The organism is Methylobacterium soli (genome assembly GCF_008806385.1).
Classification (GTDB): domain Bacteria; phylum Pseudomonadota; class Alphaproteobacteria; order Rhizobiales; family Beijerinckiaceae; genus Methylobacterium; species Methylobacterium soli.
Genome location: NZ_VZZK01000030.1, coordinates 1 through 26,248, shown reverse-complemented (window position 1 = coordinate 26,248; position 26,248 = coordinate 1). Strand labels below are relative to the sequence as shown.

Annotated in this window: 33 protein-coding genes and 3 pseudogenes; 16 read left to right on the top strand and 20 right to left on the bottom strand. The window is 62.6% G+C overall.

The window, feature by feature from the left end; genetic code table 11:
* From F6X53_RS23305 to F6X53_RS33320, 5 genes are all read right to left on the bottom strand, one after another.
* The gene (locus F6X53_RS23305) at positions 1-579 is read right to left on the bottom strand and encodes an SRPBCC family protein (RefSeq protein ID WP_238297421.1); all 579 of its coding nucleotides are present in this window, start codon (positions 577-579) and stop codon (positions 1-3) included.
* Positions 580-962: 383 nt separating this feature from the next.
* Entirely contained in the window at positions 963-1,244 is a 282-nt protein-coding gene (locus tag F6X53_RS33720; RefSeq protein WP_280526057.1) for a LuxR C-terminal-related transcriptional regulator, read from the bottom strand.
* 64 nt (positions 1,245-1,308) lie between these two features.
* Complete coding sequence (locus F6X53_RS34230; protein WP_238297425.1) at positions 1,309-1,461, bottom strand: hypothetical protein; 153 nt, start codon at positions 1,459-1,461, stop codon at positions 1,309-1,311.
* A complete protein-coding gene (locus tag F6X53_RS33325; RefSeq protein WP_238297427.1) occupies positions 1,452-1,730 on the bottom strand; it encodes an EamA family transporter in 279 nt (92 codons plus the stop codon). The genes F6X53_RS34230 and F6X53_RS33325 overlap by 10 nt, the downstream gene beginning before the upstream one ends.
* A gap of 106 nt (positions 1,731-1,836) precedes the next feature.
* Entirely contained in the window at positions 1,837-2,175 is a 339-nt protein-coding gene (locus F6X53_RS33320; RefSeq protein WP_238297429.1) for an EamA family transporter, read from the bottom strand.
* A 340-nt stretch (positions 2,176-2,515) separates the two neighbouring features.
* On the opposite strand from F6X53_RS33320, the gene F6X53_RS23290 reads away from it, so the two are divergent.
* Both F6X53_RS23290 and F6X53_RS23285 read left to right on the top strand, forming a co-directional pair.
* On the top strand, positions 2,516-5,215 hold the full coding sequence (locus F6X53_RS23290) for an excinuclease ABC subunit UvrA (RefSeq protein WP_151002773.1): 2,700 nt from the start codon (positions 2,516-2,518) through the stop codon (positions 5,213-5,215).
* 410 nt (positions 5,216-5,625) lie between these two features.
* Positions 5,626-5,826 carry a hypothetical protein gene (locus F6X53_RS23285; RefSeq protein ID WP_151002772.1) on the top strand — a complete coding sequence of 67 codons (201 nt, stop codon included), beginning with the start codon at positions 5,626-5,628 and terminating at the stop codon, positions 5,824-5,826.
* A gap of 514 nt (positions 5,827-6,340) precedes the next feature.
* On the opposite strand, the gene F6X53_RS23280 is transcribed toward F6X53_RS23285, so the two are convergent.
* The 8 genes from F6X53_RS23280 to F6X53_RS23245 all read right to left on the bottom strand — a co-directional run bounded on the left by F6X53_RS23280 (position 6,341) and on the right by F6X53_RS23245 (position 10,823).
* Positions 6,341-6,874 (bottom strand): hypothetical protein, encoded by a 534-nt coding sequence (locus F6X53_RS23280; RefSeq protein WP_151002771.1) that lies wholly within the window; start codon positions 6,872-6,874, stop codon positions 6,341-6,343.
* Entirely contained in the window at positions 6,871-7,236 is a 366-nt protein-coding gene (locus tag F6X53_RS23275; protein WP_151002770.1) for a hypothetical protein, read from the bottom strand. Before F6X53_RS23275 ends, F6X53_RS23280 begins: the two co-directional genes overlap by 4 nt.
* A gap of 172 nt (positions 7,237-7,408) precedes the next feature.
* A complete protein-coding gene (locus F6X53_RS23270) occupies positions 7,409-8,455 on the bottom strand; it encodes a P63C domain-containing protein (RefSeq protein WP_151002768.1) in 1,047 nt (348 codons plus the stop codon).
* Positions 8,456-8,618: 163 nt separating this feature from the next.
* Entirely contained in the window at positions 8,619-9,122 is a 504-nt protein-coding gene (locus F6X53_RS23265; protein ID WP_151002766.1) for a helix-turn-helix domain-containing protein, read from the bottom strand.
* Positions 9,119-9,370 carry a DUF6074 family protein gene (locus F6X53_RS33315; protein ID WP_151002764.1) on the bottom strand — a complete coding sequence of 84 codons (252 nt, stop codon included), beginning with the start codon at positions 9,368-9,370 and terminating at the stop codon, positions 9,119-9,121. Before F6X53_RS33315 ends, F6X53_RS23265 begins: the two co-directional genes overlap by 4 nt.
* 11 nt (positions 9,371-9,381) lie before the next feature.
* Positions 9,382-9,837, bottom strand: coding sequence for a hypothetical protein (locus tag F6X53_RS23255; protein WP_151002762.1), 456 nt, complete (start codon positions 9,835-9,837; stop codon positions 9,382-9,384).
* On the bottom strand, positions 9,834-10,079 hold the full coding sequence (locus tag F6X53_RS23250; protein ID WP_151002760.1) for a DNA-binding protein: 246 nt from the start codon (positions 10,077-10,079) through the stop codon (positions 9,834-9,836). Before F6X53_RS23250 ends, F6X53_RS23255 begins: the two co-directional genes overlap by 4 nt.
* 12 nt (positions 10,080-10,091) lie before the next feature.
* Positions 10,092-10,823, bottom strand: coding sequence for a hypothetical protein (locus F6X53_RS23245; RefSeq protein WP_151002758.1), 732 nt, complete (start codon positions 10,821-10,823; stop codon positions 10,092-10,094).
* A 129-nt stretch (positions 10,824-10,952) separates the two neighbouring features.
* Between F6X53_RS23245 and F6X53_RS23240 the strand changes: the two genes are divergently transcribed.
* Complete coding sequence (locus F6X53_RS23240) at positions 10,953-12,098, top strand: tyrosine-type recombinase/integrase (RefSeq protein WP_191970954.1); 1,146 nt, start codon at positions 10,953-10,955, stop codon at positions 12,096-12,098.
* A 372-nt stretch (positions 12,099-12,470) separates the two neighbouring features.
* On the top strand, positions 12,471-12,701 hold the full coding sequence (locus F6X53_RS33310; protein ID WP_244965612.1) for a DUF1127 domain-containing protein: 231 nt from the start codon (positions 12,471-12,473) through the stop codon (positions 12,699-12,701).
* Between the two features lie 73 nt (positions 12,702-12,774).
* Here the strand turns inward: F6X53_RS33310 and F6X53_RS23230 are convergent, their stop codons facing one another.
* A complete protein-coding gene (locus tag F6X53_RS23230) occupies positions 12,775-13,722 on the bottom strand; it encodes a pseudouridine-5'-phosphate glycosidase (RefSeq protein WP_151002754.1) in 948 nt (315 codons plus the stop codon).
* A gap of 98 nt (positions 13,723-13,820) precedes the next feature.
* Between F6X53_RS23230 and F6X53_RS23225 the strand changes: the two genes are divergently transcribed.
* From F6X53_RS23225 to F6X53_RS23215, 3 genes are all read left to right on the top strand, one after another.
* Positions 13,821-14,360, top strand: coding sequence for a hypothetical protein (locus F6X53_RS23225; RefSeq protein ID WP_151002752.1), 540 nt, complete (start codon positions 13,821-13,823; stop codon positions 14,358-14,360).
* 486 nt (positions 14,361-14,846) lie between these two features.
* Positions 14,847-15,845 (top strand): thymidylate synthase, encoded by a 999-nt coding sequence (locus F6X53_RS23220; RefSeq protein ID WP_238296643.1) that lies wholly within the window; start codon positions 14,847-14,849, stop codon positions 15,843-15,845.
* The gene (locus tag F6X53_RS23215) at positions 15,845-16,753 is read left to right on the top strand and encodes an alpha-glutamyl/putrescinyl thymine pyrophosphorylase clade 3 protein (RefSeq protein ID WP_151002748.1); all 909 of its coding nucleotides are present in this window, start codon (positions 15,845-15,847) and stop codon (positions 16,751-16,753) included. Before F6X53_RS23220 ends, F6X53_RS23215 begins: the two co-directional genes overlap by 1 nt.
* Here the strand turns inward: F6X53_RS23215 and F6X53_RS23210 are convergent.
* Both F6X53_RS23210 and F6X53_RS23205 read right to left on the bottom strand, forming a co-directional pair.
* A complete protein-coding gene (locus F6X53_RS23210) occupies positions 16,750-17,907 on the bottom strand; it encodes an ImmA/IrrE family metallo-endopeptidase (RefSeq protein ID WP_238296650.1) in 1,158 nt (385 codons plus the stop codon). The two genes, F6X53_RS23215 and F6X53_RS23210, sit on opposite strands and share 4 nt — an antisense overlap.
* The gene (locus F6X53_RS23205) at positions 17,856-18,182 is read right to left on the bottom strand and encodes a hypothetical protein (RefSeq protein ID WP_151002746.1); all 327 of its coding nucleotides are present in this window, start codon (positions 18,180-18,182) and stop codon (positions 17,856-17,858) included. The genes F6X53_RS23210 and F6X53_RS23205 overlap by 52 nt, the downstream gene beginning before the upstream one ends.
* A 266-nt stretch (positions 18,183-18,448) precedes the next feature.
* On the opposite strand from F6X53_RS23205, the pseudogene F6X53_RS23200 reads away from it, so the two are divergent.
* Positions 18,449-18,674: pseudogene (locus F6X53_RS23200) on the top strand (transposase); the annotation flags it as partial.
* Here the strand turns inward: F6X53_RS23200 and F6X53_RS23195 are convergent.
* Positions 18,671-19,144: pseudogene (locus F6X53_RS23195) on the bottom strand (dihydrodipicolinate synthase family protein); the annotation flags it as partial. The pseudogenes F6X53_RS23200 and F6X53_RS23195 sit on opposite strands and share 4 nt — an antisense overlap.
* Positions 19,145-19,404: 260 nt before the next feature.
* Here F6X53_RS23195 and F6X53_RS23190 point away from each other — a divergent pair.
* From F6X53_RS23190 to F6X53_RS23170, 5 genes and pseudogenes are all read left to right on the top strand, one after another.
* Positions 19,405-19,743 (top strand): annotated as a pseudogene (locus tag F6X53_RS23190) (ATP-binding cassette domain-containing protein); the annotation flags it as partial.
* A 153-nt stretch (positions 19,744-19,896) separates the two neighbouring features.
* Positions 19,897-20,502 carry a PAS domain-containing protein gene (locus tag F6X53_RS23185; protein WP_151002744.1) on the top strand — a complete coding sequence of 202 codons (606 nt, stop codon included), beginning with the start codon at positions 19,897-19,899 and terminating at the stop codon, positions 20,500-20,502.
* A 497-nt stretch (positions 20,503-20,999) separates the two neighbouring features.
* A complete protein-coding gene (locus F6X53_RS23180; protein WP_151002742.1) occupies positions 21,000-21,602 on the top strand; it encodes a PAS domain-containing protein in 603 nt (200 codons plus the stop codon).
* Positions 21,603-21,828: 226 nt separating this feature from the next.
* On the top strand, positions 21,829-22,089 hold the full coding sequence (locus F6X53_RS23175; protein WP_151002740.1) for a hypothetical protein: 261 nt from the start codon (positions 21,829-21,831) through the stop codon (positions 22,087-22,089).
* A 134-nt stretch (positions 22,090-22,223) separates the two neighbouring features.
* A complete protein-coding gene (locus tag F6X53_RS23170) occupies positions 22,224-22,778 on the top strand; it encodes a chemotaxis protein CheB (RefSeq protein WP_151002738.1) in 555 nt (184 codons plus the stop codon).
* 146 nt (positions 22,779-22,924) lie between these two features.
* Here F6X53_RS23170 and F6X53_RS23165 read toward each other — a convergent pair whose 3' ends face one another.
* Complete coding sequence (locus tag F6X53_RS23165) at positions 22,925-23,386, bottom strand: tellurite resistance TerB family protein (RefSeq protein WP_151002736.1); 462 nt, start codon at positions 23,384-23,386, stop codon at positions 22,925-22,927.
* An 81-nt stretch (positions 23,387-23,467) separates the two neighbouring features.
* On the opposite strand from F6X53_RS23165, the gene F6X53_RS33305 reads away from it, so the two are divergent.
* A complete protein-coding gene (locus F6X53_RS33305) occupies positions 23,468-23,890 on the top strand; it encodes a hypothetical protein (protein WP_151002863.1) in 423 nt (140 codons plus the stop codon).
* 34 nt (positions 23,891-23,924) lie between these two features.
* Here F6X53_RS33305 and F6X53_RS23155 read toward each other — a convergent pair whose 3' ends face one another.
* Entirely contained in the window at positions 23,925-24,173 is a 249-nt protein-coding gene (locus tag F6X53_RS23155; RefSeq protein ID WP_151002734.1) for a hypothetical protein, read from the bottom strand.
* A gap of 213 nt (positions 24,174-24,386) precedes the next feature.
* On the opposite strand from F6X53_RS23155, the gene F6X53_RS23150 reads away from it, so the two are divergent.
* Both F6X53_RS23150 and F6X53_RS23145 read left to right on the top strand, forming a co-directional pair.
* A complete protein-coding gene (locus tag F6X53_RS23150; RefSeq protein ID WP_151002732.1) occupies positions 24,387-25,001 on the top strand; it encodes a PAS domain-containing protein in 615 nt (204 codons plus the stop codon).
* Positions 25,002-25,171: 170 nt separating this feature from the next.
* Positions 25,172-25,561 carry a helix-turn-helix domain-containing protein gene (locus tag F6X53_RS23145; protein WP_238296819.1) on the top strand — a complete coding sequence of 130 codons (390 nt, stop codon included), beginning with the start codon at positions 25,172-25,174 and terminating at the stop codon, positions 25,559-25,561.
* Between the two features lie 42 nt (positions 25,562-25,603).
* On the opposite strand, the gene F6X53_RS23140 is transcribed toward F6X53_RS23145, so the two are convergent.
* Positions 25,604-25,981, bottom strand: coding sequence for a hypothetical protein (locus F6X53_RS23140; RefSeq protein ID WP_151002728.1), 378 nt, complete (start codon positions 25,979-25,981; stop codon positions 25,604-25,606).
* Positions 25,982-26,248 lie beyond the last annotated feature (267 nt).

Below are 26,248 nucleotides of genomic sequence, written 5' to 3'. Positions count from 1 at the left end.
TCAGCGGGAATCACGCCGGGCCGCCGGCTGACGATCGGTGGTGGGAATCTCGCCTGTCAGGACAAGGCTCTTGAAGTAGTGCAGTGCTTTCGACGCTAGTTCCTTCGGCACGACGCCATTGAAGTAGCGGGCGGCCACGTCGCCGAGCATACCCCCGGGCGGATCGAAGCGGACGCGCAACGTGGCGACTGTACCGCGACCGCCCGGCGCCGCGCGGAAGCGGATCTCGCTCTCGGTGACAAGGGCACCGCCGCCGTCCGAGCTTGCGCGGATCAACTCGCCGGGCCGTTCTTCGGTGATCTGCATGACCCAGGCATGGCTTTGGCCGAGCGGGCCGTCGGCGCGCCACTCGCTCCGTCCGTCTCCGGACGGGCGGATATCGGCCAAGAACGCCATGATGCGCGGGAGGGTCGTCGGATCGCGCCAAGCCCGAAAGAGTTCGTCGGCGGGGCGCTCGATGGTGATGGAATACTCGACTTCGGGCTCCTCGCTCCAGCCGTTTGCGGCTTCGGTTTCTCGCGCGCGCGCTCGACTCGGCTGAGCGAGCTGCTGGGCGCCGAGGACGGCAAGAGCAGCCACTCCAGCGGCACCGGCCAGCGCCCATCCGACTCCACCGAAGCCGGGCCCAGCGTGCTCACGTGAGCCGGCCGAAGCGCGAGAATGCTCCATTTGGTCGCGCGTTCTGCCGTTGCCGTATCGATCAGCCACGGGTCACCCCCTTGGTCAGAATGCTGCGATGTGCGGACTCGCTTGATGGTCAGGCGGCGTGTTGGGATGCAGAGCGACCGGCTCCGAACAGCCCGACCAGTTCGCAATTGAACAACATCGGCTGGAGCACCTTTGTTTGCTAAGGGGTGTTCCTAAGGATGTTCCCGTTGTTTGCGCGAGCCGGAAAGCTTCATCGCACCGCCGCCGTCATCCGCTCGGTCTCTCACTCCTCGCGAGGCGATCAGGCGGGCACGTCAACCTGACGGCTTCAATCCAGCGGCGGTAGCCATCGCCACAAGCTCGGGCAGCGTCTTGGCGCCGATCCGCGCCATCAGGCGTGCCCGATGAACCTCGACCATGCGCGGACTGATGCTCATCTTCTTGGCGATAACCTTGTTGGTGCCGCCGCCAAGCAAGCCCTCACGCACTTCGCGCTGACGGGTGGAGAGTCGAGCAATCCGGGCTGCGGCGGGGATGGGCGCGCAGCCTAAGGGCCGCTTCCTGGCTCCGAGCCGAGGTCCTGAAGTGGCGCACACCGGGACTTGTGCGCTTGCCAAAGGACAAAAGCTGTAGAGTTCGTTTGAACCGCCTACGTAGATCTCACGCGACCTGTTGGCGCGTGCTGAGGCGTTCCGCGGTGAAGATGCCGCTAAGGACGAGCGCGAGTGCAGCGGCATTGTCTAAGCGGAACGGCTCACCGACCAGGGCCACGGCCAGCAACGCCCCGAAGACCGGTATCAAGTTCACGAACATGCCTGCCCGGTAGGGACCAATGGCTTTACGCCACGCATGAAGGTCAGCTGCAAAACCAATGAAGGACCCAGCCCGACATACGCGACGATTATCCAGGCCTCACCGGTGGGCCAGACCAGATGACCGTTCACCCACTCGACCGCCAAGAGCGGCAGGGACGTCAGAAACGCAGTCAGCACCATGGCGGTGAAGGAGGTAAGCCCTGAGACTGCTGGCCGTCTACGCAGGGCCAAGGTGTAGCTGGCGTAGAACAGGCAGGCCACGAGCATGGGGAGGTCGTCCCGGTTGAAGGCTAGGGTGCGCAGTACCTCCAGATCGCCGTGCGTGGAAGTACAGCTACCCCGAGGAGCGTGGCCAGCACGCCCACAGCCTGCATCAGCCTGACAGGCGTGTGGTAGGTAAGGAAGCTGCAGACCAGACAATGACGATGACAGGGATTTCGCCCTGGATCAGTGCGAGGTTGGTGGCGCTCGTGTAGGTGCCCGCGACATAGAACAGGGCGTTGAAGGCCGCGTGGCTGCCCATCAGCAGGATGTAGCGCCAGCTCGGAAGGAGGCGCCACTCGCGAGCGGCCGGCTGGGCCGCGAGCGGGGCGAGCGCGACGCAGGCAATCAGCCAGCGCAGGCTCGTCGGTGCAAGCGGCAATACCTGGCCGACCGCCCACTTGCCTGCAACGGCATCGCCAGCCCAGATCAAGGCCGTGAAGGTCAGCAACGCGTAGGCGCCTGCAACGGATCGGGAGGCGGCCTGAGAGGCAGTTGGGCGGGATTGCGCGTTAGCCATGGCGACCCCCTGGCACGCCCTCATCGACGACGTCAGGCGACTGTGCTCGCAGGCGCACCGCGGAAGCGCTGCAACCCATCATCGGGGGCGCAGATTGGACCAAGTGAGCGCGAACTTCTGGCCTCTTTCGGACCATCCACCTTTTAGCGTGAGAGGTCGGTTCCAGCCTGACGACGGTTTCTCCTGGGGGTAGCTCCCGCGCTCCTGAACTTTTAGTCGGCGCGGCAACGTTCGGTGTCCTGCGGGAAAGGACGCATCGAGAGGAAGTTCCATGGATCAGCCGAAGCCCAGAGAACTGGTCAGGATTGCTCGATCAGGCGCGGGACGGCCGGGCTACGTCACGGTGAGGGGCGCCAGGGAGCACAACCTGCGCGACGTCGATGTTGAGGTGCCACGCGACGCCCTCGTGGTGTTCACTGGTGTCTCCGGCTCCGGCAAGTCCTCGCTCGCCTTCGGCACGCTCTACGCCGAGGCCCAGCGGCGCTACTTCGAGTCGGTCGCACCCTACGCGCGGCGGATGATCGATCAGGTCGGCGTGCCTGACGTCGACGCGATCGAGGGGCTGCCCCCGGCCGTCGCCCTCCAGCAGCAGCGCGGCACGCCCAGCGCCCGCTCCTCGGTCGGCAGCGTCACCACCCTGTCGAGCCTCGTGCGGATGATGTACTCGCGCGCCGGCACCTACCCGCCGGGCCAGCCGATGCTCTACGCGGAGGACTTCTCGCCCAACACGCCCCAGGGTGCCTGCCCGTCCTGCGGCGGGCTCGGGCGGGTATACCACGCGACGGAAGCTTCCATGGTGCCCGACCCTTCGCTGACGATCCGCGAGCGCGCCGTCGCGGCTTGGCCGCAAGCCTGGGGCGGGCAGAACCTGCGGGACATCCTGGTGAGCCGGGGGGTCGATGTCGACACGCCCTGGAAGGACCTGCCGAGGGCACTCCGGGACTGGATCCTGTTCACGGACGACCAGCCGCAGGATCCTGTCTATGCCGGGCTCTCCCCGGCGCAGACTCGGCTCGCCCGCCAGCGCCGCCTGGAGCCGAGCTACATGGGCACGTTCACGAGCGCCCGCCGCTACGTGCTCGGTACCTTCACCAATTCGCAGAGCGCCCTCATGCGCCGACGGGCGGCGAGCTACCTCGTCAGCGAGGACTGCCCCACTTGCCAAGGCAAGCGCCTGAAGCCCGAGGCGCTCTCGGTCACCTTCGCCGGGCTCGATATCGGAGACTTGTCGCGCATGCCGCTCTCCGACCTCGCCGAGGCGATGCGGCCGGCCGCCGAGGACCGGCTGCCCGATGACGACACTGCCGACAACGCCGACCCTGGGACGCTCGATCGCGAAGCGGGCCGGAGGGATCGGGCTCAGCGCGCCGCCTCCGGGGCGTCGGCCCATGCCGGTGCGCCGGACGTGCGGGCGACGCCGAACCTCTCCATCGAGAAGCGGCTCGCCGCCCAGCGCCTCGCCGCCGATCTCCTCAATCGCATCGGGACGCTCACGGAGCTGGGCCTCGGCTACCTGTCGCTGGACCGGGTTACCACGACTCTGTCGTCGGGCGAGTTGCAGCGCCTGCGCCTTGCCACCCAGCTCCGCTCGCAGCTCTTCGGCGTGGCCTACGTGCTCGATGAGCCCACGGCGGGGCTGCACCCCGCCGACGGCGATGCCATGCACGACGCGCTTGCCGGGCTGCTCGCCTCGGGCAACTCGCTATTCGTCGTCGAGCACGACATCGGCACGATGCGTCGCGCCGATTGGCTGGTCGATGTCGGCCCGGCGGCGGGCGAGCACGGGGGCTCCGTGCTCTACAGTGGCCCGCCGGAGGGCCTGTGCGAGGTGGAGGCGTCGCGCACCCGCATTCACCTGTTCGGACTTGCCGAGCCGCCGTTGCGTCCACGGCGCGAGCCCTCGAGATGGCTGCGCCTGGAGGGGATCGTCCGCAACAACCTGCGCGGCGTCTCGGCCTCGTTCCCCCTGGGATGTCTCACCGCTGTCACGGGCATCTCGGGCTCCGGCAAATCGAGCCTCGTCAGCCAGGCCTTGCTGGAACTCGTCGGCGACCACCTCGGCAGGTCCATCGCCACCGACGACGAGCCGGAGGATCCCCTCGACGATGCGCCGGCCCCGACCGAAGGGCGCATCGTCGGCGGCACAGAAGGGATCCGTCGGCTGGTCCAGGTCGATCAGAAACCGATCGGGCGCACGCCCCGCTCGAACCTCGCGACCTATACCGGCCTGTTCGACGCCGTCCGGAAACTGTTCGCCGCCACGCACGAGGCACGACGGCGCCGCTACGACGCCGGCCGCTTTTCCTTCAACGTCGCGAAGGGCCGTTGCCCGGCCTGTGAGGGCGAGGGTTTCGTCAGCGTCGAACTCCTGTTCATGCCGAGCGTCTACGCCCCCTGCCCGACCTGCCACGGTTCCCGCTACGCGCCGGAGACGCTGGAGGTCACCTGGAATGGGCTGACCATCGCGGACGTGCTCAGGCTGACCGTCGAGCACGCCTGCGAGGCCTTCGCGGACGAGCCGTCCGTGCTGCGGCCGCTCTCCGTGCTGCGGGATCTCGGCCTCGGCTACCTGCGCCTGGGCCAGCCGGCGACTGAACTCTCCGGCGGGGAGGCCCAGCGCATCAAGCTCGCGACCGAGTTGCAAAGGGGGCAGCGCGGGGGCACGCTCTACGTCCTCGACGAACCAACGACAGGGTTGCACCCGACCGACGTGGACCGCCTCATGCTCCAGCTCAACGGCTTGGTCGATGCGGGCAACACGGTCGTCATGGTCGAACACGACATGCGCGTCGTCGCAGGGGCCGATCACGTCATCGACGTGGGGCCCGGCGCCGGAAGCCTGGGTGGCGCTGTCGTGGCGGCCGGCCATCCCGAGGTGGTAGCCGAGGCGCGGGCGAGCCGCACGGCACCGTACCTGCGGGAAGAGCTTGATGCGTACGAAGGCAGAGGTTCGCTACCGCAGCATCCCTGATGACCCCTTACAGATCTTCGAGCCTGCCGGCCCAGATGTCCGATCCGTAGAAGCGGACCTGTAGGCGGCGGCCACGACATCAGGGTATCATGGCCGCTGGACCGAAAAATTCGCACGAATGGCTGCTGTCAGTTGGCGAGCGGTCATTCCCGTACCTTCAATCGAAGGTCAGCTACTGGCGCGATCCAGATCCATAAGCTGAGCTGCTGCGATGTCCGCTTCGGAGAAAGCGCCGACGCCGGCTGAACGGCTGCATTGGGCGCAAAGCCGAAGGTCTACTTTTTCGGCAGCAGGCCACCTTCCGCTCGTAGCGCGTGTCCAAACATTCGAACGAGTTGTTCGGCTTAGCCGTCCTGGCCAAACAACCCTCAGCCGCGACGGCCGCGCGGTGCTGATGGTGTGCTGAGGAAATGCCGAAGCGCGTAGATCGCTGCGCCCAGGCTCCACGGCCGTCCATCGCCCGTCGCAGCCCGGAGCAGTTCGAGGCGGATGTTGGCGCCAAGCATCAGGCGACCATGCACAAGATCCCTACCATGATGTTCAACCAGCGCTTCAGGATCCAGGCCGACAACAGCGCCAATCTCGTCGTCGCGCGCACCGTACGCAGCTAGCGCAAGCACACACCGCCTCTCCCGCCCGGAATCGGTATCCGGCAAGGATTCGATCTGATCCCGCACCAGAAAGGCCGGCCTCGGAGCCACTAATGGCCGCCGCTTCCGTCCGGCTCCAGGCCGGCAACCGCCATGGGTACTAGCCATTTGTCTCCTCTCTTGATTTCCAAATTCCTCGCCCAGGAAAAAATCTCTGCGCATGAAACCCTGTGCGGTGGACGCCCGTAATTTCCCCGACTTGTCCTCCCCCCCGGGCCCGAATGACTTCGCTGCCAGTGCTTGGCTCATCACCGAATGATGGCGTCCGCAGGGTGTGGGCCGCAATGGATAGAAACCACGCTTAGTCGGCCGCTTGCGTCAACGAGCACGGTGCCGGTTGATGCACCAGTTCCTCCGATCCGCCGGAGCAAGCCTGTGTAGAACTCGACGTTTCGGAAGGTTGAAGCCGGCAGCCGATCACGAAACGGCCGCCTTAGGGGGCGGCCGCTCGGTCCTCGCTAAGCAGTAGGTCGCGCTACGCCTCCTCGAAACGCGCCTCGATCGCGCGCGCGTCATGAGGGTGGTTCATCTGGAACCAGTCTACGAGGGCTTCGGGGGTGTGAGGCCCAGGTACGGCTTCGTCGCAGATGAAGTGCCCAGCATCTCGTCTCCAGCATGGGCATGCATCAGCGGCGGCCTCTAGCAGTGCATAGTGACACCTGCTTGCAGGGCTCTCCAGCTTGTTCAGATACGCCAGAGCCTCAGCATCGCCGGTCTCGGCCACAACGCGCACGGCATCAATCCATGCAGTGCCCTCTGGAATATCGTGCTTGCTGTAGAAGGTGAGCATACGCGCTAGAGCCCTCTCTTCCCTCTCGTTCAGGAGTTCTATTTCTTCGAATTCATCTTTCAACACACTGAGCGCGTGAGCAAATCGCTCCGGTTCGATGCCCGGAAACAGGGACATTATGTAGTCGATCGCCTGACTAACGTCATCCGATGCACCAAGAGACTGGTCTGCCTCGAAGCTGCGCATGGCATCAACGATATCGGTCAGCTTGTAAGTCATGGTTCGCCTCGCTCAGTTAACTCGAAGTCAATATCAGCCCCCTCTAACGTTCTGCGTCCGGCGAACTTTCTCTTAACCATCTCCTTCCTGCCGATCTCTCCAATTTCTATATATATCTGCAGATCGGCAATCAGCTCCTCCCACTCCACAGGCAGGTCGAGAATGGCCCGGTCGATGTCTTTATCACTCACGCTTTCACTGATGTACTCGTGAAGCTCATCCATGACAGCTTCGGGACCGAATTCGTCATCTTCGTCCTGCCTTGTCAACGTATCCGGCTCATCGGACCAAGAAAGCTGTTCAATCCGGAACTTTAGGTGCGTCAAGAGCTTTTTCTGCTCTCTACGTGATACTTTTTTCACTGCTGATCTCCTCTCAATACTTTGGCACACGGCCAGCCGAGGGCGTTTGGGGAAGCGGAGCTCCCATAGTGACAATCGGGTTATTGATGGTGCTCAGCTGTACCGAGCTCGGCGCACCCCTTGTGGGGTCGTCTGCAGCCTCATTGCGAGGTGAAGCCGTTGTCGGAGGTGATCAGAAGGAATTTGCAGTGCAGATAGCTGTATTTGCACTCATGAGTGGGTCAGCTCGCACTGGAAGTGGCTGCAACTCCGTGTGATCACGTGCCGGAGGAAAAGGAAGCTGAAGCGTGTCTCCCTTCCGGGGCAATGCCATATCGAGCATCAGCTTGAATTGGTCCCAGCTCGACGCGCCCTTCATCAGCGTTATGACGGCGTGCAGATGCTGGGCGAGTATCGGATGACCGACATCCTCGTTAAATAGCTGCTGCAGCTTGCCGCGCCGGTTGCCGGCAGGCGTCTTCGGCATCTTCGTTACAAGATCTTCCCTAATCCCAGGGAGCAGACGCTCGTATATGAGGTCATTGGTATAAATACCCACGACTTGCGGAGGATTGATGTGCCTGCCCTTCCACTCCCATCCTCTAAGTCGGAATATTTGCCTGTAAAACTCGTCAGGAAATCGTTTCGCCCAGGCAGCCAATTCCTTCCTGAGCACGCCATCGAGGACTGATTGCAGTGCGTCAATGCCTCTGACCCCTTGGAATCCAGTAGCCTCATCAACCAGCGCTATGATTCCCGTATGGGCCAGAGCTCTTATGAGCATTTCGGCCCTCTCAGCAATGGCTTTTTGCCTTACACGCAGCTTTCCTTCCCGATCCGCATCTAGCCACACGAAACAGATCCGCGTGATTATTTCTGCTCTGATACCGTGAGCTACTCCCCCCTTCTCAGGGCGGTACTTTACGGCGATCGACTGCAGCCCACCTAAGTGCCTGTCAACATAGGGTTTTAGGCCCCTGAAAGAGAGAAAATGCGGGATTTCTGCAGCAGCGTCTTCCGGCGGCCGATTTTTCGCTACCCAGCCGCTGTAATACATTCCCATCCCTCTCATGAAATCTGATTGGGTGAGGATCCGAGTTTCATCATCTAGCACTGAGCATGGGAAGCGCAGTTCCCCAATCGTCAGCGTGCCACTGTAGGCAGCCCTTGGAATTTCGCACTCATGAGCAAAGCGGGCTGCAGCAGCCCGTGTCGAACTTGCTTCGCTGAAGTCGGGCATAGGTTTCTCCTTCCTCGATAGCTCGAGGTCGCACAGCCGCTGATTTCACGGCTGATCTCGAATTGATGATGGCTGGATAGGGAGGTGCGGCGCTCGCTGCGCTCTCTCCCTGGTAGATTAGATGTGTACCTCTAGGGGGACTGTGAAAGGACCAAATCCTGTTTCACAGTGCGCCCTGAGGGACAGCTCTAGGCTTATGTGCTCCATACAGTCCGCGGTGAGGGACACCCTGTCCCGTCTGAGAGACACCCTGTCCCTCTCTCGGGACTCTGAAATTGCTGCCTTCTCTCCAGCTGGCGAACTCCTTGCTGGCGATCTGCCCGGTGACGTCGCAGACATGCTCGGTCAGGCGCCATTCGCTCGCCTTTCGATCCTTACGACTCTCGAAGCTCCCGCAGATCATCCGCTCGATGAATCCGTGCTCCTGCAATTCCCGGAAGAGAGCAGCCGCCGTGTTCTTGCTGAGGTTCAGTGCTTTCGCCGCCTGCCGAGTCGAGAACACGATCCGGCCATTGTTGATGCCTTTGTATTGCGCCTTCAACTCGACGTAGAGCGCCCTTGCTTCCGCGCTGAGGTGCTTCCATGCCGCCGTCTCAATGAGCCAAAGGGGCAGTGACACGAAGGGAGCCCGCTTATTCGGGTTGCCCTTGTGATCAGGGCCTTTCATGCCGCGCCTCCATGACTCAGCAAGAGGCGCCAAAGGTGCGCACGGATGGCGCCTTCATAGGAAGCCACCTCTGAGCGAATAAGAGACTTAGCGACGCCCTTCTTGCGAAGGCTACCCTCAAGCCGCCGAAGCTGCTCACGGAGGTGCCCCTCAGCGTGGTTGGCCGGCACTGTGGTCATGTAGCCAGCCGTCCTCCGGATCTGGGGGAAGCGCCTGGCGAAGTGAAAGGGAAGTACGACCGCGGTCATATCCTCGCTCCTCATTGAGCTTCCAACTCGCCAGCGAAATTCTGGCTTACTGCCTGAAGAGCAACGCTCACCCCCGCACGAAAAGAACGCTCACGAATTTTGTCTACAAGCGATGGATTGATGATAGGAGATCTGCGCTGTTCCTCGAGCTCGCCCTGGATGCACTCCGAAATTTCTTTCGCGGCGTTGCAATACAGATCCGGAAGTAACGGCTCATACGAATCGACCAATCGAAATAACTCCTTCAGATGCGGAGGAAGGCCGTCTTTGATAGCTAGAGTATAATCACATATTTCCGATAACTTGCGCTCCTTTCCGAAAAATTCAACTACCGGCTCGGCATCATAATCGCGTTTTCCATTTTCATCGACGAACAATCCCCATGTTCTCTGCTCTTCGTTCCAATGCCTCCATTCAAGGTAGGCAGCAACTGCCATGTGGAATGCTTCGCGAAGGTCAGCGGTCATATCACTCGCTCCTGCCTTTCAATCCACGCCAGGATGGTGCTGCGGCGAGCGCAGATCGTGCCACCGAGCTTGAAGGTGGGGAGACCGAGCTTATCGCTCGCATGGTAGACGCGACGCCTATTAGCATCCGAGGCGTCGCCGAAGATAAACTCGGCAATCGCCTCAGCCCCCGTCATAAGATCTTCAGAAAGCGACAAGTCGCTCCCGTTCCCCCGAGACGGGGAAGTTTTAACGTCAGTCATGACCTTCTCCAGCTAAGAGGCTATAACGGCCGCTACAGCCATGATAGTTCGAAAGCTTATCTCGGACTGATCTTTGCGATCACAGCAATTATCGCCACAACCTCCATGAAATTCCGCAGACATAACTCTCCATTTTTCAATTTCTTCAGGCTCGTCTGGCGGCGGGGCAGGCGGAAGATTATCAGGTGAATAGCCTGTGTCCGCTGCCTCAATGGATACTCTGGCTACAGGCCGGAAAAACTTAATGGATGTGCCTATTACCCTATGCAGACTTGGCCTAGCCTTCTCGAGTATGTCCCAGAAATCGCCGATTTTATTGTTGCCAAAGGAGAGCGCGAATATGTCAAAGAATTGTGCGTTTGACAGCAAACTCATCTCCATTTCAGACGCAATCCCATTCATGGGAGTTGCAGAGACGATCAACGCCTCTAAGGTTTCGCCAAATCTCTTTCCCACTTTGAATACGCCTTCAAACATGATGTCGCTGCGAAGCGATAATCGTGAACATACCAGCTCTCGGTAGTGGTAGACCGCAGCAACCGCATCCTTGGCCGAGGTAGAAGCATTCACCCCGATCAAGAGATTCGCGGCGTCCGCTGTGCTCATTTGCGCACCACCTCGCCCGCGTCCTCCCTGTGAGATAAGTCCAGCCTCTCTCAGGTGTCGAGCAATCCATCCCACCTGAACGTCATCCATACCCTCGACGTCTGCGATGGTTTTCACGAGGGTGCTAAGGACTGCCATGCATCACCATGCGAGAATATGAGCGTCACTCTGTTTCGGCGTCAACCGGTTTTTTGAGTCCGACTCCGAAATTCCATGCTACCGTACAACGGACGCGCTTAACGGCGTCCTTTTTCGATGGAGATGCGGGTGGCTACAATCCGAAAGCGAACGCTGCCGAGCGGGAAGGTTGTTTGGCTCGCCAGCTACACCGACGGGGGTGGGGCCCGCCGGTTCAAGCAATTCCCTACCAAGCGCGGGGCAGACGCTTTTCTCACGCAGGCCAAAAGCCAAGTGGCGGCCGGCGTGCACACTCCGGACAGCGTGTCGCCGACGGTCGCTGAGGCGGCGGAAATCTGGCTCAAACGATGCGAGCGGGACAAGCTCGAGAGAACAACGATTGAGCAATATCGGGGGCACGTGGAGCTACACATTGCCCCCCGGATTGGTGCCGTGAAACTCTCCCGACTGACGGCGCCTCTGGTGAACGAGTTCGTGGATCAGCTGCTGGTGGCCGGCCGCTCGCGCGAGCTCTGCAGGCGGGTGCTCATCAGCCTCTCCTCCATTGTAACGGAGGCGCAGCGGCGTGGGCTGGTGACCGTCAACAACGTCCGCAGCGCGAAGCCCGTGAAGCGGTCCAGCCGCGAGAACACGAGGCCCCTGATGCCGACCAAGGCTGAGCTCAAGGCGCTCATCGACATCACACCCGAGCGGTCGCGGCCGATGCTCCTCACGCTGCTCTTCGCTGGCCTACGGGGCTCGGAGATGCGCGGGCTCTTGTGGGAGGACGTGGACCTGAAACGCGGAGTCCTTCACGTCCGCCGTCGAGTGGACCGGTTCAATGCCTTCGGTCCGCCGAAGTCCAAGGCGGGCATCAGAGATATCCCGCTGCCGCCAACGCTGCTCCGCGAGTTGAAGGCTTGGAGGTTGGCTTGCCCCAACGGCCCACTCGGCCTCGTCTTCCCGACCACGACAGGCACCGTGCAGGGCCACGCCAACATCCTTCATCGGTTTTTCTGGCCACTCCAGGTCGAGGCTGGCATCACGGTGCTGAAGGACGGGAAGGACGAGCAGGGGAGGGCGACCAAGGTGTCTGCGGCGAAGTATGGCCTGCATGCCCTACGACATGCCGCAGCAGCATTATGGATTGAGCAGGGCCTCAACCCAAAGCGGATTCAGACCTTGATGGGACACGCTTCGATCCAGCAGACCATGGACAGGTATGGCTATCTGTTCGAGGCGCAAGAGGACGAAGCCGCGATGCTAGCCGGCGTTGAGGCCGGGCTGCTCAGCTGAACCTCCGCAACACCACTGCAACACGGCGTCCATAAGCCGTTGGAAGACCAACTGATTTTTTGGACTTTTAATCTGTAGGTCCTGGGTTCGAGTCCCAGCGCGCTCACCAATCTTTCCAACACTTTAGCGTCAGTTTTCGAGCGGCGCCCGCGCCGGGTCATTAACGGGGGTAACGCTACGGGTAACGGCGGACCACCCCCCTACCCGATGAGCCTCTTCCTCTGCGGAGGCTCGCTCGGTCAAAGGGCCTAGCAGGACGATTCCTTCGTCCGGGTGCTGCCCTGCAGAGAGGAGGCAGGCCGCGGCAGAGCTGAGAGCCCGGCTGCCTCGGGTGGCGCTCCACAGGATTGGCCGGCATCGCTCAGGAAGCCGGTGAGCGCCAGCGTGACCAGCTTCACAGATCAGCCCGTCCGCCCGGCGCATCTCTACGGCCACTGGTCCGGAGATCACACCATGCTTACCTCGATGACCCCCGCCGTTCACCTCTGGCGCGAACCGCGCAGGGCGTATCAGGAACTCGCGGCGCTCGATGACCGCCTGCTCGAGGACATCGGACTGTGCCGCCACGAGTTGGCCGAGCACTGCGCTCGCTTTTGGAGATGAGCGGCGCCCGCAGTCCAGCTTAATCGATCTGGGCGAGCAATCGGGCAGCATCGGACGACAGCTCCGCAGCAGCTCATGCCGCAGCGGCGTCGGGAGGCCGCCCGCTCGGTGCATCGTGGAGCGCCACCGCGAGGCGAGCGGCGAGCGCCGCGTTGTTCTTCACGAGGGCGATTTTGGGGGCAAGGCTGTGCCTGTTTGTCAGCACGAGGATGCGGGAGAGCAGAAAGGGCTTCACCGCCTTTCCGGTGACGCCGGCCTCATCAGCCTGGGCCAGGGCCTCCCCGATCAGCCCGGCGATCTCCGCGGCGGGGATCTCGTCAGCCTGCGGCACCGGGTTCGCCACGAGGACCCCGCCGCCTAAGCCCAGCGCCTCCTTGGTCCTCACCAGCTCGGCGATCGCCTCCGGCGCGTCGAGCCGCAGCGGTGATGGGAGTCCGCTTTCACGGCTCCAGAAGGCGGGGAAGCGATCGGTGCCGTAGCTGACGACGGGGACGCCGCGCGTCTCCAGGTACTCCAGGCTGCGGGGTAGATCGAGGATCGCCTTGGCACCTGCGCAGACGACCGCCACGGGCGTGCGGGCGAGTTCATCGAGGTCTGCCAAGATGTCGAGCGTCGCCTCCACGCCGCGATGGACGCCGCCGATGCCGCCTGTGGCGAAAACTCGGATGCCGGCCAGGTGCGCGCAGATCATGGTTGCGGCGACCGTGGCGGAGCCGTGCCGCCGGGTCGCTCCGGCGCAGGGCAGATCGGCCCGGCTCAGCTTCAGGACGTCCGTTGCGGTGCCGAGCCAGTCCAGGACTTCATCGGGCAAACCGACGCGGATGCGGCCGCCGATGACCGCGACGGTGGCTGGCACTGCCCCGTTCTGGCGCACCACGGCCTCCACATCGCGCGCCGTCTCGACGTTCTGCGGATAGGGCATGCCGTGCATGATAATCGTGGATTCGAGCGCCACAACGGGAGCGCGGGAGGCGAGGGGCGCCTGCACATCCGGGGCGAGGTCGATGAGTGGGTGAGGCATGGCGGTGGCTCCGCAGAGACAGCCCGGATGAGGTAGCTTCTCCCGAGCTAACGTCCGCGGGTCCGTGATGGACCTGCAACCTCCACAGGGAAGTAGCCGTGACCTACACAGGGCCCCACATCATCCTCGATGCGGTAACCTACCGCACGCTCGGGCGGGACGAAGCAGGGCGCATCGTGACCATCCGCGACGTCGCCTACCAAGGCGTCATGGAGCGTCGCTCGGACGGCTTTACCGTCCTGTCTGTGCTCAAGCCCGGAGCTGCTCGGACCTTCAACATCGAAGTTGGCGCTGTGCTGTCGGTCTTAGCGCACGGGCGCGAGTGGAACCCTGAAACCCCAGAGCGCCGCTGGCGCCTGCGCGCAGAAGAACTTCGTGCCTTTGTGGAGGAGGCCGAGGTCGCGGACTGGGCTCAGCCCTATTTCGATCCGGCCAGTGACATGCACCACCTCAAGCAACCGGCTAGCAAGGTGGACCGACGCTCCTCTAACCCTGCGGAGCGCGCAGCCTCAAGCTACAGGCGTGGCGGAGGCCGACGCTTGGACGAGGCGCCCGCCGCTGATCCGCCGCGAGGGACCAAGAACGCGAAGCCCGGCCTCTTCAGGAGGCTGTGGCGGGGTTTGCTGAGGACGCCCTGAAGGTTTGTTGTTCGCGCACTCTCATCAGCGGCCCGAGATTTCTTCCACTCAGTGGCGAGGCAAAAGTTGGTCTACGGTGGGCAAGCAGACCTTCCGCTTAGCGCCGATTTCGGCCATTCAGTCTACGCAAGCGACTTCTCGGAAGCGAACATTGCAGCAGCTCAGCTTGTAGGCCTGAGTTGCGCCTTCAGCGGACATCAAGTGATCGCTCCAAAGCCGACATTGCCGGGGTGTTCCCGCACGTCCGTCCTTCATCCCACCTTAACGGGAGACCTTCCCAGTTTGCCGGATACGACAGGGCACCCAGCATCCGCTCTCATCTCTACCAGCGGATGCCACCGGCTTTGGCTCGCTGAACGAAAGCTTGCGCGAAGTGTCAAGCGAGACGATATCGGGCGTCCTGCCTGTCTATGATTGATCCCGGAGCGACTGCGCGTTCGATCCGGGTACGTGCGGTGACGTCCAATGGAAATCTGCGGTGACAGCTTGGATGAAATCCTGATCGACCTGTATCAATCCTTGTTGGACTCAGGCCATTCAAACACCGGCACCCGCGGCTCGACGCATGAAGTCCTGGGGGCCGCGATCCGGCTTCGAAGGCCCCGGGCACGCCTCAGTCGTTCCGAGAACCGGGGCAAGCCTTTTAGCGCGCTCGCCGAGTTTCTCTGGTATCTCTCCGGCTCGGGCGACCTGGATTTCATCCGGCCCTACATCCCAGAATACGAGAAGGAGGCGATCGACGGCAGGGTCCCTGGCGCCTATGGCCCCCGCATCTTCTCCATGCGGGCTAAACTCGACCAGTTGGACAAGGTCACGAAGCTCCTCGAATGGAAGCCGACGTCGAAGCGCGCCGTCATACAGCTCTTCAATGCGGAGGACGTTGCTCTCGACTACACTGCCGCTCGGGACGAGGGCTTCATCTACCGCGAAGTGCCTTGCACCGTCAGTCTTCAGTTCCTCCTGCGCGAAGGATTTTTGCATCTTTCCGCCAATATGCGGTCTAACGATGCCTACAAGGGGCTCCCGCACGACGTATTCTGCTTTACAATGATTCAGGAGATGATGGCGAGGCGCTTGGGCGCGGAACCGGGCGAGTACCTCCACTACGCGGGCAGCATGCACATCTACGAACCGGACCTCGACGAGGTCCGCGGCTACGTCACGGAAGGCCATCAGAAGATGGTCGAGATGCCGCCAATGCCACTCGGCGATCCGTTCGACCTCGCCGAGACCCTGGTCGCGGCGGAGGGCAGGATCCGCGCGGGCGAGCCCTTCTCGGCGGCCGAGATGGCCCCGGCCCCCTATTGGGCCGATTTCCTCCGTCTCCTGCAAGCGTTCTGGGCCTCCGGAGACGAGACCAAGCTCAATGCGCTCAGGGCAGACATCGCGCCAGCCTTTCGGATCTTCGTCGATAGCCGTCGCGACAAGCCGAGGCGGCAGCCCGCGCCGCGCCAAGCGCGGTTCATCAGGGGGAGAGAGCTTTGATGTGGCCGAGCTGGGCCTCCGAGCACGCGCGCCTGACCCAGGCTCTCCGAACGCATACCGGCCTGCTTCCCGGCCTGGCGGATCCCCGCGCCCTCGACGTCCTGGCATGGCAGTTGGTGGCGAGCCTGAGGCGCGAGAGCTACTACAGGCAGGTGCAGGCAAAGCCCGTCTCGGCGGAGCGGGCCAACCCGAACAATCCGAGCTTCGACGCCGAAAGGGCCGTCGCATACCATGTCCGTCAAGGCGACATGGACGAGGCAGGATGGCTCATCTTTCTCATGACCCATTTCGCGCGCCCGGCCGACAGTGGCTGGCGGCGCTTGCAAGACGTGTACGGCCGCCTTGGCACGGGCCGATGGGATTGGGTCACGGTGAGCGAGGATCCCGAGGCGTTTGCGACGTGGCTCGCCGCGAATTGGATGTCGATCGGCGGCAAGTTCGGGAACCACAGGAAGTACGAAAGCCTCAGACCTGACTCGAACCGGCCGATGGCGGCAGTCGTCGCCGCCTATGTTCGCTGGATCGGGCCGGGCGGCCATGCCCGCTTTTACGCCGACGTCGTCAGGCGCACAGGCAACGATCCCCGCGCCATCTTCGATGCCCTCTATAGGGACCTCCGCGTCCCGACCTTCGGAAGGCTCGCGAAGTTCGACTACCTATCTCTGATCGGCCGGTACGGCATCGCCCCGATCGAGGCAGGCTCCGCGTACCTGGAAGGGGCCACCGGCCCCGCGAACGGTGCCCGCCTCCTGCTCGATGGCCGGCGAGACGCCCCTTCGAAGATCGATCGGTTGCAGGCGGACCTCGACGCGCTGGATGGAGATCTCGGCGTCGGGATGGCAGTGATGGAGGACGCGCTCTGCAACTGGCAGAAGAGCCCAGCTAGGTTCGTGCACTTCAAGGGCTAGATCAGGGCCGGGTTGATCTCCTCCCAGGTCCATGTCCGTCGGAGCTTATTCAGCCAATTGCGCTGGATCAGGCCCCTATGCTGCATCTGGCCCACCGTTAAACCCGGCGCCACGCGCAGCTTGCGGCTGAACCGGATGACTGATTCGTGGTCAGGCCGGAGGCTCGCGAGTTCCTGTTGCCGGTCATGCGGGATGATGTGGTTGGCCGCAAATGTATTCGCCTCGAGTTCGAGTTCGTCGTCGCTCGCACCCTCCTCGTCGATGAACGTGCGACCCCCGTGAAGGAGCAGGTGGCCTATCTCGTGCAGCAGCGTGAACCAGAAATGGTCGTCTGAGCGGTGCCTAAAGCTCGCTAAAACCATCGCCTTGATCGGGGACAGCATCCGCGCGGCGCCGCTCGCCCGGCAGCCCTCGGGAGCTCTCACGACCACGAGCGCGACGCCGAACCGAGCCAGCATCGCCCTGAGCCGAGGGAGGAAACGAACGGGCTGGCCAATCCGGCTAAGCTCGACGATTTCGCCGATCGCTGCACTCAGGCCGTCGGGATCCCACGCGTCCGTCGAGACCAGCGCCGCCTCAAGCTCACCCTGCCGCAGCCACATCGCCGTGGCGCCCGGATGCACCTCGAAGGCCGCGGACTCCCAAAAACGCGTTTCGCAGCGCAAGGTCCCGTAGCGGCGGGACCATGCTTCCGCGCCGTTGACGTCGAAGAACACGAGGCGCCGCTCGACGTCGGCGCGACGGCGGTCGCCAGCCGTTCGCCCGCGCGTGGCAGGTCCGGTCGATGTCGGCACCGGAATCATTGCCAGCCACGCGTCACCGTCGGATGCTAGCACTGCATCGACCACGCGCCCGAGGGAGGCCTCGTACAACTCCTGTCGGCGCAACCAGAACGTCGTGGTGCCGCCCAAGGTGGCAGCGAGCCCCCCGGCGACCGCTTCGTCGATCGCGACGTGGCCTGCCAGCAGGCCGCGGAGCGTGGCGAGGCCGCCCGGCAAGTCCCGCGCGACATCGGAGGGGGCTAGCCGCTTGCGCTGCATCATGGCCAGCAGCGAATCGGCGGGCTTCGAAAACCAGTCGCGGTCCAAGGCAGGCTCGTGAATCATCGGCGCGGCGGCAAGGCCGTCAGCTTGAGATATCTGACGGTTGACCAATCGGGGCTCCCATCGGGTTGTATTCGATAGCGCACGCCGACTGGTACGAGGATCGCACGATGTTCGCGTCCCACGGCCACCTCGATGGCGTTGCTCGACAAGACTCTAGCATCGTCCATCGCTAGTTCCAGGAACTCATTCGCGGTATCCAAAGCCTCGATGTCTGACAGAATCGTGTTGAGCGAGCGCGCATCGTCCGCCCCGAGCTCGCGCTCGGCGGCGTCCAAGCTGGCGCACAACGCGCGCAGGGCGGAGGTTTCAAACGAGACGATCACGTCAGGTTGATGCGAGCCAGAAGGGCTGGTCCGAGGCGATCGTCGGGATTCGGCGGCGCGGATCGAAAAAGCACCCGACCTAGGGTTGATGGAAGGACCATGCCCGGTTCTCGTCGATGCGACAAGGTGGTCCAATCGCTCCCGGCCGACTCCGGATTCGGACAACGCCCAGAACCGAGCTATCGCGCATTGAGACCCTCCAGATTTGCCTAGGGCGTCTCTGCAAAGGGGTTCACAGGCTGGGTGGTCGGCCCCATGTGGGTGTGATGCGACGCTTTGAACTGACCGACGCGCAATGGGAGCAGATCGCCCCGCTGCTGCCTCCGCAGAAGCCGCGCACAGGCCGGCCTGCGGAGGATCACCGGCAAGTCCTCAACGGCATGCTGTGGATCCTGCGCACGGGCGCGCCTTGGGAGGACCTGCCGACGCGCTACGGCGCTTGGCACGGTGTCGAGCCGGTTCTACCGCTGGCGCAAGGCCGGTGTGTTCGACATGCAGGCGAGCAAGGCCGGCGGCAGGGGCGTGCCAGCCACCGGCGCGTCCTGGATCATGATCGGAATCGAGATCGCGTCGGAGACCGCGCGGAAGAAGTCGTAGATGCCGAGATCGGGAACGCGGATCGTGGCGCCGTGATAGGGCGGCATCACCATCACCATGGCCGCGCCGGCCACCTGCGCCCGTCGCGAGCGCTCGGCATAGACGCGCGTCGCGAAGTGCGTCGTCGTGACGATCACGGTCACGCGACCCGCCACGTGTTCCAGCACAGTGTACATTACCGTGTCGCGCTCGACGTCCGAGAGGGCGAACTACTCGGAAAAATTCGCGAGGATGCACAGACCCTCGGCGCCGGCATCGATCATGAAGTCGATCGCCCGGCGCTGACCATGAAGATCCAGCTCGCCGCCCGCGTCGAAGATGGTGGGCGCCACGGGGAAGACGCCGCGATAGGGGGCGGTGGTCATGGCCAGATCGTCCCTCTTCTCTGCATCGGCGCCGAGGCCGAGCCCCACCAAGCTTAGCATCGTCGACGGTAAAGAGGAGGCGTGAACTCTCATATCGCTCTCGTCCGTATCGGCAGCGACCGCGATCCCCCATGACAAGCCACGTGATCATTTCAACTAAGGCGTGAAACAGCATCCGCTTCGACTTGCTTTCCCCCGCCTGCTTGATTGTACTTCTTGGGTTGTAGCGGCCGCCAGAGCTGCCCGGTTCAGGAGGAACCATGGCCTCGGTGGGAATCCGCGAGGTTCGCAAGGCTTTCGGCTCGACCAACGTCTTGCACGGCTTGTCCGTTGACATCCGCGACGGTGAATTCGTGTCCCTGGTCGGACCCTCGGGTTGCGGAAAGTCGACTCTGCTCCGCATGATCGCCGGCCTTGAGAACATCTCCGGAGGCGAGATCAGCATCGGCGAACGGGTTGTCAACGGCGTCTCGCTGAAGGAACGGGACATCGCCATGGTGTTCCAGAACTACGCCCTCTACCCGCATCTGACGGTGCGGGACAACATGGCGTTCTTGGTAACCGAAACGATGGCTAGGAGGGCGAACGTCGCGTTTCGCTCCACCTGAACGATGAATACAGTTACAATGCTCGCTGCCACGAGCAAGCCTGCCGCGATGCATGTAATTTTTTAACATCACGCGCTGCAGGGAACATCCGGTCCGCGCCCTGATTATGATGATTACCTGAGGTGCCCGAAGGGATCTCACGACATGGGTCAAAACGAGCCGCCAGATCGCGCAATGAATTCCGCTCTCGAGGCGGCGCTGAATGCCTCTGGCTTCGTAGGTACGTGGGAGACCGACCTCAGCAGGGGTATCGTCTATCCTGCGGGCCTCTTCGCTGGCCTGTTAGGCTTGGATGCACAACGCGCCGCGTTGGGCGTGTCTCTTGCCGACTTCCTCCAGGGTGTTCATCCTGAAGACCGTGAGCGGGTCGGCGGCCTCGTGCACCAGGCTCATGCGACCGCAGGGCGCTTTGAGGCCGAGTTCCGTACGTTCGGATTGGACGGCTTGATCCGCCGGATCGCGGCGCGTGGTCAGGTCGAAACGGACACACAAGGCAAAGGCCTGCGCTGCCTCGGCATTGCTGTCGATGTCACCGATACGCGCCAGGGCGACGCTGCCAATCCGGAGCAGATCCTCCGGACGATGAACCAGATCGTAGAGGCCATCATCTCAGTGCGGCACTCGATTGGCACGCTCGGCGTTCCCGTTCTGCAGACGCTGGTTGATCTGCTCCTGTTCGAACTTGGCATGGAGTTGAGCAGGCGCGCCGGCCGACCAGAGACAGAGCCTCAGTCAAAACATCTCCACTAACGCTGCTGAGCAGCAACCTGCACGAAGTCGAGGCAGCGCTGGCGCGCCTCGCGATCCCCGATCTGGACATAGGCTTGCAGCAGGGCTGAGGTCTCCGCCAAGCCAGGCGCTTCGCCAGCTCTCGGTGTAACTCCGTCCGCGTTCCCATGAAGCAGCGCAGTGGTCACACCGAGCGCGCCCGCAATTTGGTCTAGCGTACGCTGGGCCGCCGCCGGCAGCCGCTGCGCTGCAGGATCATCGCTGTCGCTCATGAAGGCACCGGCATCTGCTGCCGCTCTCGGGGTCTCGGTCTCACAGTAAGACAATCAAATCCCTTCTCGTGGCATTCTGTGATCACGCATGTTCAAGCCGGGCCACTCCGCAAAGGACGCCCCCAACCCAATTGCAGACAACCTTCATGACACACCTTCTGAACGAGAAAGCTTCGCTGGCGCAACGAAAAGTTGAACCTTGGCCGCTCCCTTGATAAGCGCAGAGGCTCTAGAAGGGGTTCATCCGTGCGGCACCGCACACACGACGACACGAACCAGCAGCCCGGTAGCGCGTCTGTCAGATCGAACGGCTCTGAAGTCGTCGGCACTTGGGTCTGGACGGCAGCGAGCAATCTGCATGTGCTCGATCAGGGCGCGGTCGACCTCCTGACTGGCAACCCGGATCTCGCCGATACCGAGCTGCCGATCGAGACCGTGATCCAGCGCCTGCCCGCTGACGACCGCGCGATGTTTCTGGCTGCGGTGGAGCGTGCCGAGCACGAGAGCGGTCTCGTTGTCGTGGAGTACCGGGTGCAAACACCTGATGGTACCCGCTGGGTGCTGGATCATGGCCGGATCTATCCAGCCAGCGCGGGCATGCCGGCACACGGGCACGGCGTGCTGATTGATATCACCCATCAGAAGCTGCTCGGGTCGGATGCAGCACACACAGCACCTCAGCCAGAGGCTCCTATCGACCGCGCAGCCAAGCATGCCATTGCAGCCCGTGAGGCCATCGACGCAGACGGCAGCGCCTCCCTGCGCCTGCTGATCGACATGGTGCTGCTGGAGATCGGGCGCGTCATCGCCCGGCGCGTCAGCAAAGACCGAGCGAAGGGGCTTAACTGAGACGCCCGTGAAGCCCATAAGCCTGCCCCCAAGCATCTCTTCATCGAAGATTAACCATAGCGAGTGCATGTCAGGGACATGCCGGTCGCAGCCTCGCGCTGTCTGATCGGAGACGGCCACGATGCCGGGACGGGGTGACGCCGGATGTACGCGCACTCAATCCTGCCATCCGTGGCCGTTTGCATTTCTAGGTCCGCGTAGCGCTGACCCAACCAATCAGATCGTTATGAGCAAGCGTGTGAAACAACTCCCGCAGGAGCGGGGATCGGTGCTGTTCGATGTTGCCTACGAAGACGGCTCTCGCAAATCCAATCGACGTGTTCCGATGGAGATCCTGGGCGGTTTCGACGGCGACGAACCTGCCCGCCTCTTCATCGAAGAGCAGGACGAGGCCATTGCGCAGAAGTCGGGCCGGCCGCGCTCGCCCATTCAGGAACTGGACCGTTCTATGATCAAGGCTCCGAAGCTGGTTTCCGAGGATCGCTGAGGCCCCTCCGCTTCATCGTTGTAGGCTTCTGATGCCTGCACCGCGCTGCTCTAACGGCTGCGGCTTCAGAGCACAGACGGGCATGATCGTCATGCGAGTGGATCGCCTGCTGGCTCACATAAGTTAAGATAGCTATGCAGAGCATCATCGTCATCGCGGCCTCGGCCGGCAGCCTCGATCCCCTCAAGCAGATCGTCTCAGCACTGCCGGTTCCATGCTCGGCTTCGGTGTTCATCGTCCTACACGTCGGCCCAAACCAAGCCGTTCTTCCCGCGCTGCTCGGGGTGCTGACGCACCTTGCTGTCGTGCATGCAGAGGATGGCACGCCGATTGAGCAAGGACACGTCTACGTGGCCCCACCAGGTTGGCACATGCGGCTGGAAACGGGTCGCATCCACCTGGATCAAGGGCCAAAGGTCAACCACGTGCGCCCGGCGGCAGACCCGCTCTTCATCTCAGCGGCGGAAACCTACCGTGAGCGCGTCGTCGGCATCGTTCTCAGCGGCTACGGAGACGACGGCACCGATGGACTGCTCGCCATCCATGAGAGTGGTGGCTTGGCGCTCGTGCAGGATCTGGACGAGGCGAAGGTGCCGGGTATGCCCTATGCCGCTCTCTACGGCGACCATCCGGACGCATTCCTGACCGCCGAAAAAATCGGCGAGCGTGTCGCTGCGCTTTGCGCCTAACCAGCAATCTAAGAGACACGAGGATCATCAGACCCGTCTGCCTCGAATTGCCACTCATTCGAGTCGAGGAGAGCCTGACTGGGATGGGGAACAACGCATAGGTTGCAGGCACAATGGAAGCTGAAGCAGATGCAAACTTCCTGACCTCACGATGCTAAAGGTAAGACCGGAGCTGTTTCCAGAAGGGCGGTCTTATCGACCGATAGGGCGGTTGCAATCTCCGCCAGAGCTTTGCCCTCAATCTCGCTGATGCCTTCATGATCGGCCACATCCGCAGCGATCAGGAACACGTTCTGGCGCTGCTCCTCGGACCGGCCGGCAATGGCAGCAACTCGGCGCAGGTTCTTAACCCGTTCAGCGCGCGTCCGAGCGCGCGCAATGCCCTCGTATAACTCCTGCTCTAGCATCAGGGTGTCATAGCCCTTCTCCAAGATCGGATTGGCGCGCATGCAAAGGAGCGCCGTCTCGAATTCCTCGCTCGCGACCTCACCATCGGCCACGATGACATTCGACGCTGCCGAGACAGCGGCTTGCATTAAGGCATCATCCCCGATGTATGCCTTAACGGTCTGGCTGAAGCGATCAAAGACGTTCTGTAGGATGCCCATGGTGGCCTTCCAGTCGGCGGACCGGAGTGGAACTCGTGACCGGTCGTGAAGTGCCCTTACCGTTGAGTTAGCGTTGGCCTCATCCGGCGCGAGCACCGCTGCTTCTCCCCCATCGATTGGCCTCAGCTCTCGGCCGTGATCCCGCTCAGACGGGCAGGGGGCTGCTGTGAGGGCTGTGGCCGTCCGCACGGGCAGAACGTGCCGCATCTCGGAGATGGCCGCTGGTGGGACGCTGAGAAAGGCACCTGGCGCGACGGAAGGGGGCGGACGCTTCGAGTGCTGCCGACCGCCGAGGAGGTGGCTGGCGTTCGCATGACGAGGGTAGTGCTCGCAACCGCCGATCGGGACCATGACACCAGCAACAACGCTGACGCGAACCTCGCCGCATTCTGCCAGCGCTGCCACATGCTGCATGACCGGCCTGAGCATCGACGGCGGCGCTGGGCTACGCTGTTTCGAAGGCGATCAATGGGAGACCTGTTTGGCGGACCTTATGCGGAGTGACGCTGTAGGCCCATGAGCAGCCGCACTCGCTCGGCTACTCCTCGTCGCCCATGCTCCGGACCAGTTCTAAAAGCCGGCGCCGCTTATCGGGATCGCGAATGCCCAGGTAGGCGCGGACCAACTCACCGCATTCGTTCGCAGCCTCGCTGCCGGCGACCGATCTCGCATTGGGCGTCTCGCGCAAACTGAAGACGGAAGTGGGCATGCCCAGCGTGTCTGCGATTTCACTCAGCGTCTGAGCGGAACGCGCCGTGGAAGCCGCGCTCTCGCCCTCCCGCCGCATGAGCTCGTCCTTCGCCGCTCCGCCGTGGAACCCTGCAGAGGGTGCCTTTGAGCCCATTGTGCAGCCTTGAATTCAAAACGCAGTTCGTCTCAGCCCCCGCTTAGCAGCGGAGAGAGCGGCATGGTAGAGTTGCATTTGCAAGTCGTTCGCACTTGCAGTTGCAATTTGTTTCGCTTCTAAACATGCGTCAAAGCGTAGGCGGCGGACGAGAAAATGACGGTGTTCAAACTGAAGGGCGTTCTTTCGCAGACGTGCCCGGACGCCTTCCAGACGGCTCTGGATGCCTCAGACGTCATCGGCAAGTGGGATTGGGACATTCTCGCTGACCGCCTACATGCGGACGCCCTTGTTGCCCTCCTGTTTAACGTTGATCCGGATCTGGCCGAGATCGGCGCGCCACTGGCTGAGTTCGCAGCCGGCATCCATCCAGACGACCGCGAGCGTGTCATGGCGCTGATTGGTGAGTGCGCCCGAACGGGCAGCTCCTATGTGGCCGAGTACCGCGTGTGCTCAGCGGACGGCCTCACTCGCTGGGTCCTCTCGCGAGGACGCTATGAGGTCGATGCGTCAGGCCAGCCGTGCCGAGGGCGAGGCATCATCATCGACATCACCCCAACCCGGATGAGCGAGCACGCCTACGTCCGGAGCGAGAAGGCGGCGTCGGGCCATCCTCTGGAACAGGCAGCGGATCACTTGGTCGCGGCACATCGGGCGTTGAAGGAGCTGGAAGACCCGCAGCTGGACCTGCTTTCGGAGATGCTGCTGCTTGAGGTTGGCCGCAAGCTCGCCAAGCTGGAAGGCAGCAGACGGCGCAAAAGTATGAACTGATCGCGCTGGGCTATCTCACTCGCTGGGCTCAGATTTGCAGTGTTTGAATGCGTAGCCCCTGCCAATGGTTGACGAAGTGTTAAGACTCTAACTGCAGGTTGTATTCAATTCGCTGATCTCGACGGTCGGGACAGCTTGGAGCCTGCGATGCTTCTATGTCGGCACAGCCCATGACTGCGAGCAAAAACAAACAGACGACGACGACCGACCACTCGATCGGCAGTCGCATCGCGGAACTTCGTTTGGCCAAAGGCTTGAGCCAAGCTGCTCTCGGCCAGGCCATTGGCGTCAGCTTTCAGCAAGTCCAGAAGTACGAACGTGGCTTGAACCGCGTGGGTGCCGCGCGCCTGCAATCGATTGCTGGCCTCCTGAACGTTCCAGTCTCGACTCTCCTTCCCGCTCAGGCTGGCGGCGTGAGAGAAGAGGATACGAACCTCAGTTTGCTGCGGGCGCCGGAGGCCCTTGAACTCATTCAGGTCTTCAGCAGCATCACCGACGAGCAACTCCGTTACGACGTGCTCTCCATCGTCAAATCGGCCGCTCGCCTTCAGCCACGCTAAGCCGCGGCGTCCGGGCCCTGGTATTCGGCAACCGAACGCCGCTCAGTTGAGCTTTCCCGGCGCACGAAGCGACGCCGTCCCGAGTTCCGAGAGCTTATTGCCAATGTGAGTGGCCGCCTGAGACGGCATCACGAACTGAAGGACGATGTCGCCGCCGAGGCGTAGACGGAGCACCGGCTCCCCGGTCTTTTCATGCAGATCGGCGTGCCATGCCTCCAGTTGAAACATCGGTCCCGGGCTCGTTCCGGAAGCCGGCAGAGCTGCGGCAGCGAGGAGCATCTCTTGCGCGATACCGACAGCGGCCATCCGATGCAGGGGGAGCATCTCCTCATCCCCGCTAGGCTGGCTGACCCGGAGAGCAACCCGGGCCTCCGGCAGGATCTCGACCCTCACGATCTGTCGCTTGTCCCCAAGGCTCATGAACGTATCCTCCTACGTCGCATCGGTTATTTCACTTACGTGTCCCGGACCTTCGTTCAGGCCCTGTGCAGGTTCGCAGCCGGCGGGATGGCTGCAGGTCAGGCGCAGGCTCTAGCTGGTATGATTTGATCGATGCCGCGCAACTGCTGATCCATTGGCGCAGACCTGCCGGCCCCGGCGAAAACCGGGTTGAGGCGCTTCGTCACGAAGTCGATGAAGCGCCGGGCCTTGGCCGGAAGCAGGCGCGAGGTCGTGACGATGTAGACC

Coding starts and splice junctions, on each gene's coding strand:
- F6X53_RS34230 (WP_238297425.1), bottom strand. CDS start 1,461: ATGTTCGTGAACTTGATACCGGTCTTCGGGGCGTTGCTGGCCGTGGCC.
- F6X53_RS33325 (WP_238297427.1), bottom strand. CDS start 1,730: ATGCTCGTGGCCTGCCTGTTCTACGCCAGCTACACCTTGGCCCTGCGT.
- F6X53_RS23290 (WP_151002773.1), top strand. CDS start 2,516: ATGGATCAGCCGAAGCCCAGAGAACTGGTCAGGATTGCTCGATCAGGC.
- F6X53_RS23285 (WP_151002772.1), top strand. CDS start 5,626: ATGCCGAAGCGCGTAGATCGCTGCGCCCAGGCTCCACGGCCGTCCATC.
- F6X53_RS23280 (WP_151002771.1), bottom strand. CDS start 6,874: ATGACTTACAAGCTGACCGATATCGTTGATGCCATGCGCAGCTTCGAG.
- F6X53_RS23270 (WP_151002768.1), bottom strand. CDS start 8,455: ATGCCCGACTTCAGCGAAGCAAGTTCGACACGGGCTGCTGCAGCCCGC.
- F6X53_RS23265 (WP_151002766.1), bottom strand. CDS start 9,122: ATGAAAGGCCCTGATCACAAGGGCAACCCGAATAAGCGGGCTCCCTTC.
- F6X53_RS33315 (WP_151002764.1), bottom strand. CDS start 9,370: ATGACCGCGGTCGTACTTCCCTTTCACTTCGCCAGGCGCTTCCCCCAG.
- F6X53_RS23255 (WP_151002762.1), bottom strand. CDS start 9,837: ATGACCGCTGACCTTCGCGAAGCATTCCACATGGCAGTTGCTGCCTAC.
- F6X53_RS23250 (WP_151002760.1), bottom strand. CDS start 10,079: ATGACTGACGTTAAAACTTCCCCGTCTCGGGGGAACGGGAGCGACTTG.
- F6X53_RS23245 (WP_151002758.1), bottom strand. CDS start 10,823: ATGGCAGTCCTTAGCACCCTCGTGAAAACCATCGCAGACGTCGAGGGT.
- F6X53_RS23230 (WP_151002754.1), bottom strand. CDS start 13,722: ATGCCTCACCCACTCATCGACCTCGCCCCGGATGTGCAGGCGCCCCTC.
- F6X53_RS23215 (WP_151002748.1), top strand. CDS start 15,845: ATGTGGCCGAGCTGGGCCTCCGAGCACGCGCGCCTGACCCAGGCTCTC.
- F6X53_RS23185 (WP_151002744.1), top strand. CDS start 19,897: ATGGGTCAAAACGAGCCGCCAGATCGCGCAATGAATTCCGCTCTCGAG.
- F6X53_RS23175 (WP_151002740.1), top strand. CDS start 21,829: ATGAGCAAGCGTGTGAAACAACTCCCGCAGGAGCGGGGATCGGTGCTG.
- F6X53_RS23170 (WP_151002738.1), top strand. CDS start 22,224: ATGCAGAGCATCATCGTCATCGCGGCCTCGGCCGGCAGCCTCGATCCC.
- F6X53_RS23165 (WP_151002736.1), bottom strand. CDS start 23,386: ATGGGCATCCTACAGAACGTCTTTGATCGCTTCAGCCAGACCGTTAAG.
- F6X53_RS23155 (WP_151002734.1), bottom strand. CDS start 24,173: ATGCGGCGGGAGGGCGAGAGCGCGGCTTCCACGGCGCGTTCCGCTCAG.
- F6X53_RS23150 (WP_151002732.1), top strand. CDS start 24,387: ATGACGGTGTTCAAACTGAAGGGCGTTCTTTCGCAGACGTGCCCGGAC.
- F6X53_RS23145 (WP_238296819.1), top strand. CDS start 25,172: ATGACTGCGAGCAAAAACAAACAGACGACGACGACCGACCACTCGATC.
- F6X53_RS23140 (WP_151002728.1), bottom strand. CDS start 25,981: ATGAGCCTTGGGGACAAGCGACAGATCGTGAGGGTCGAGATCCTGCCG.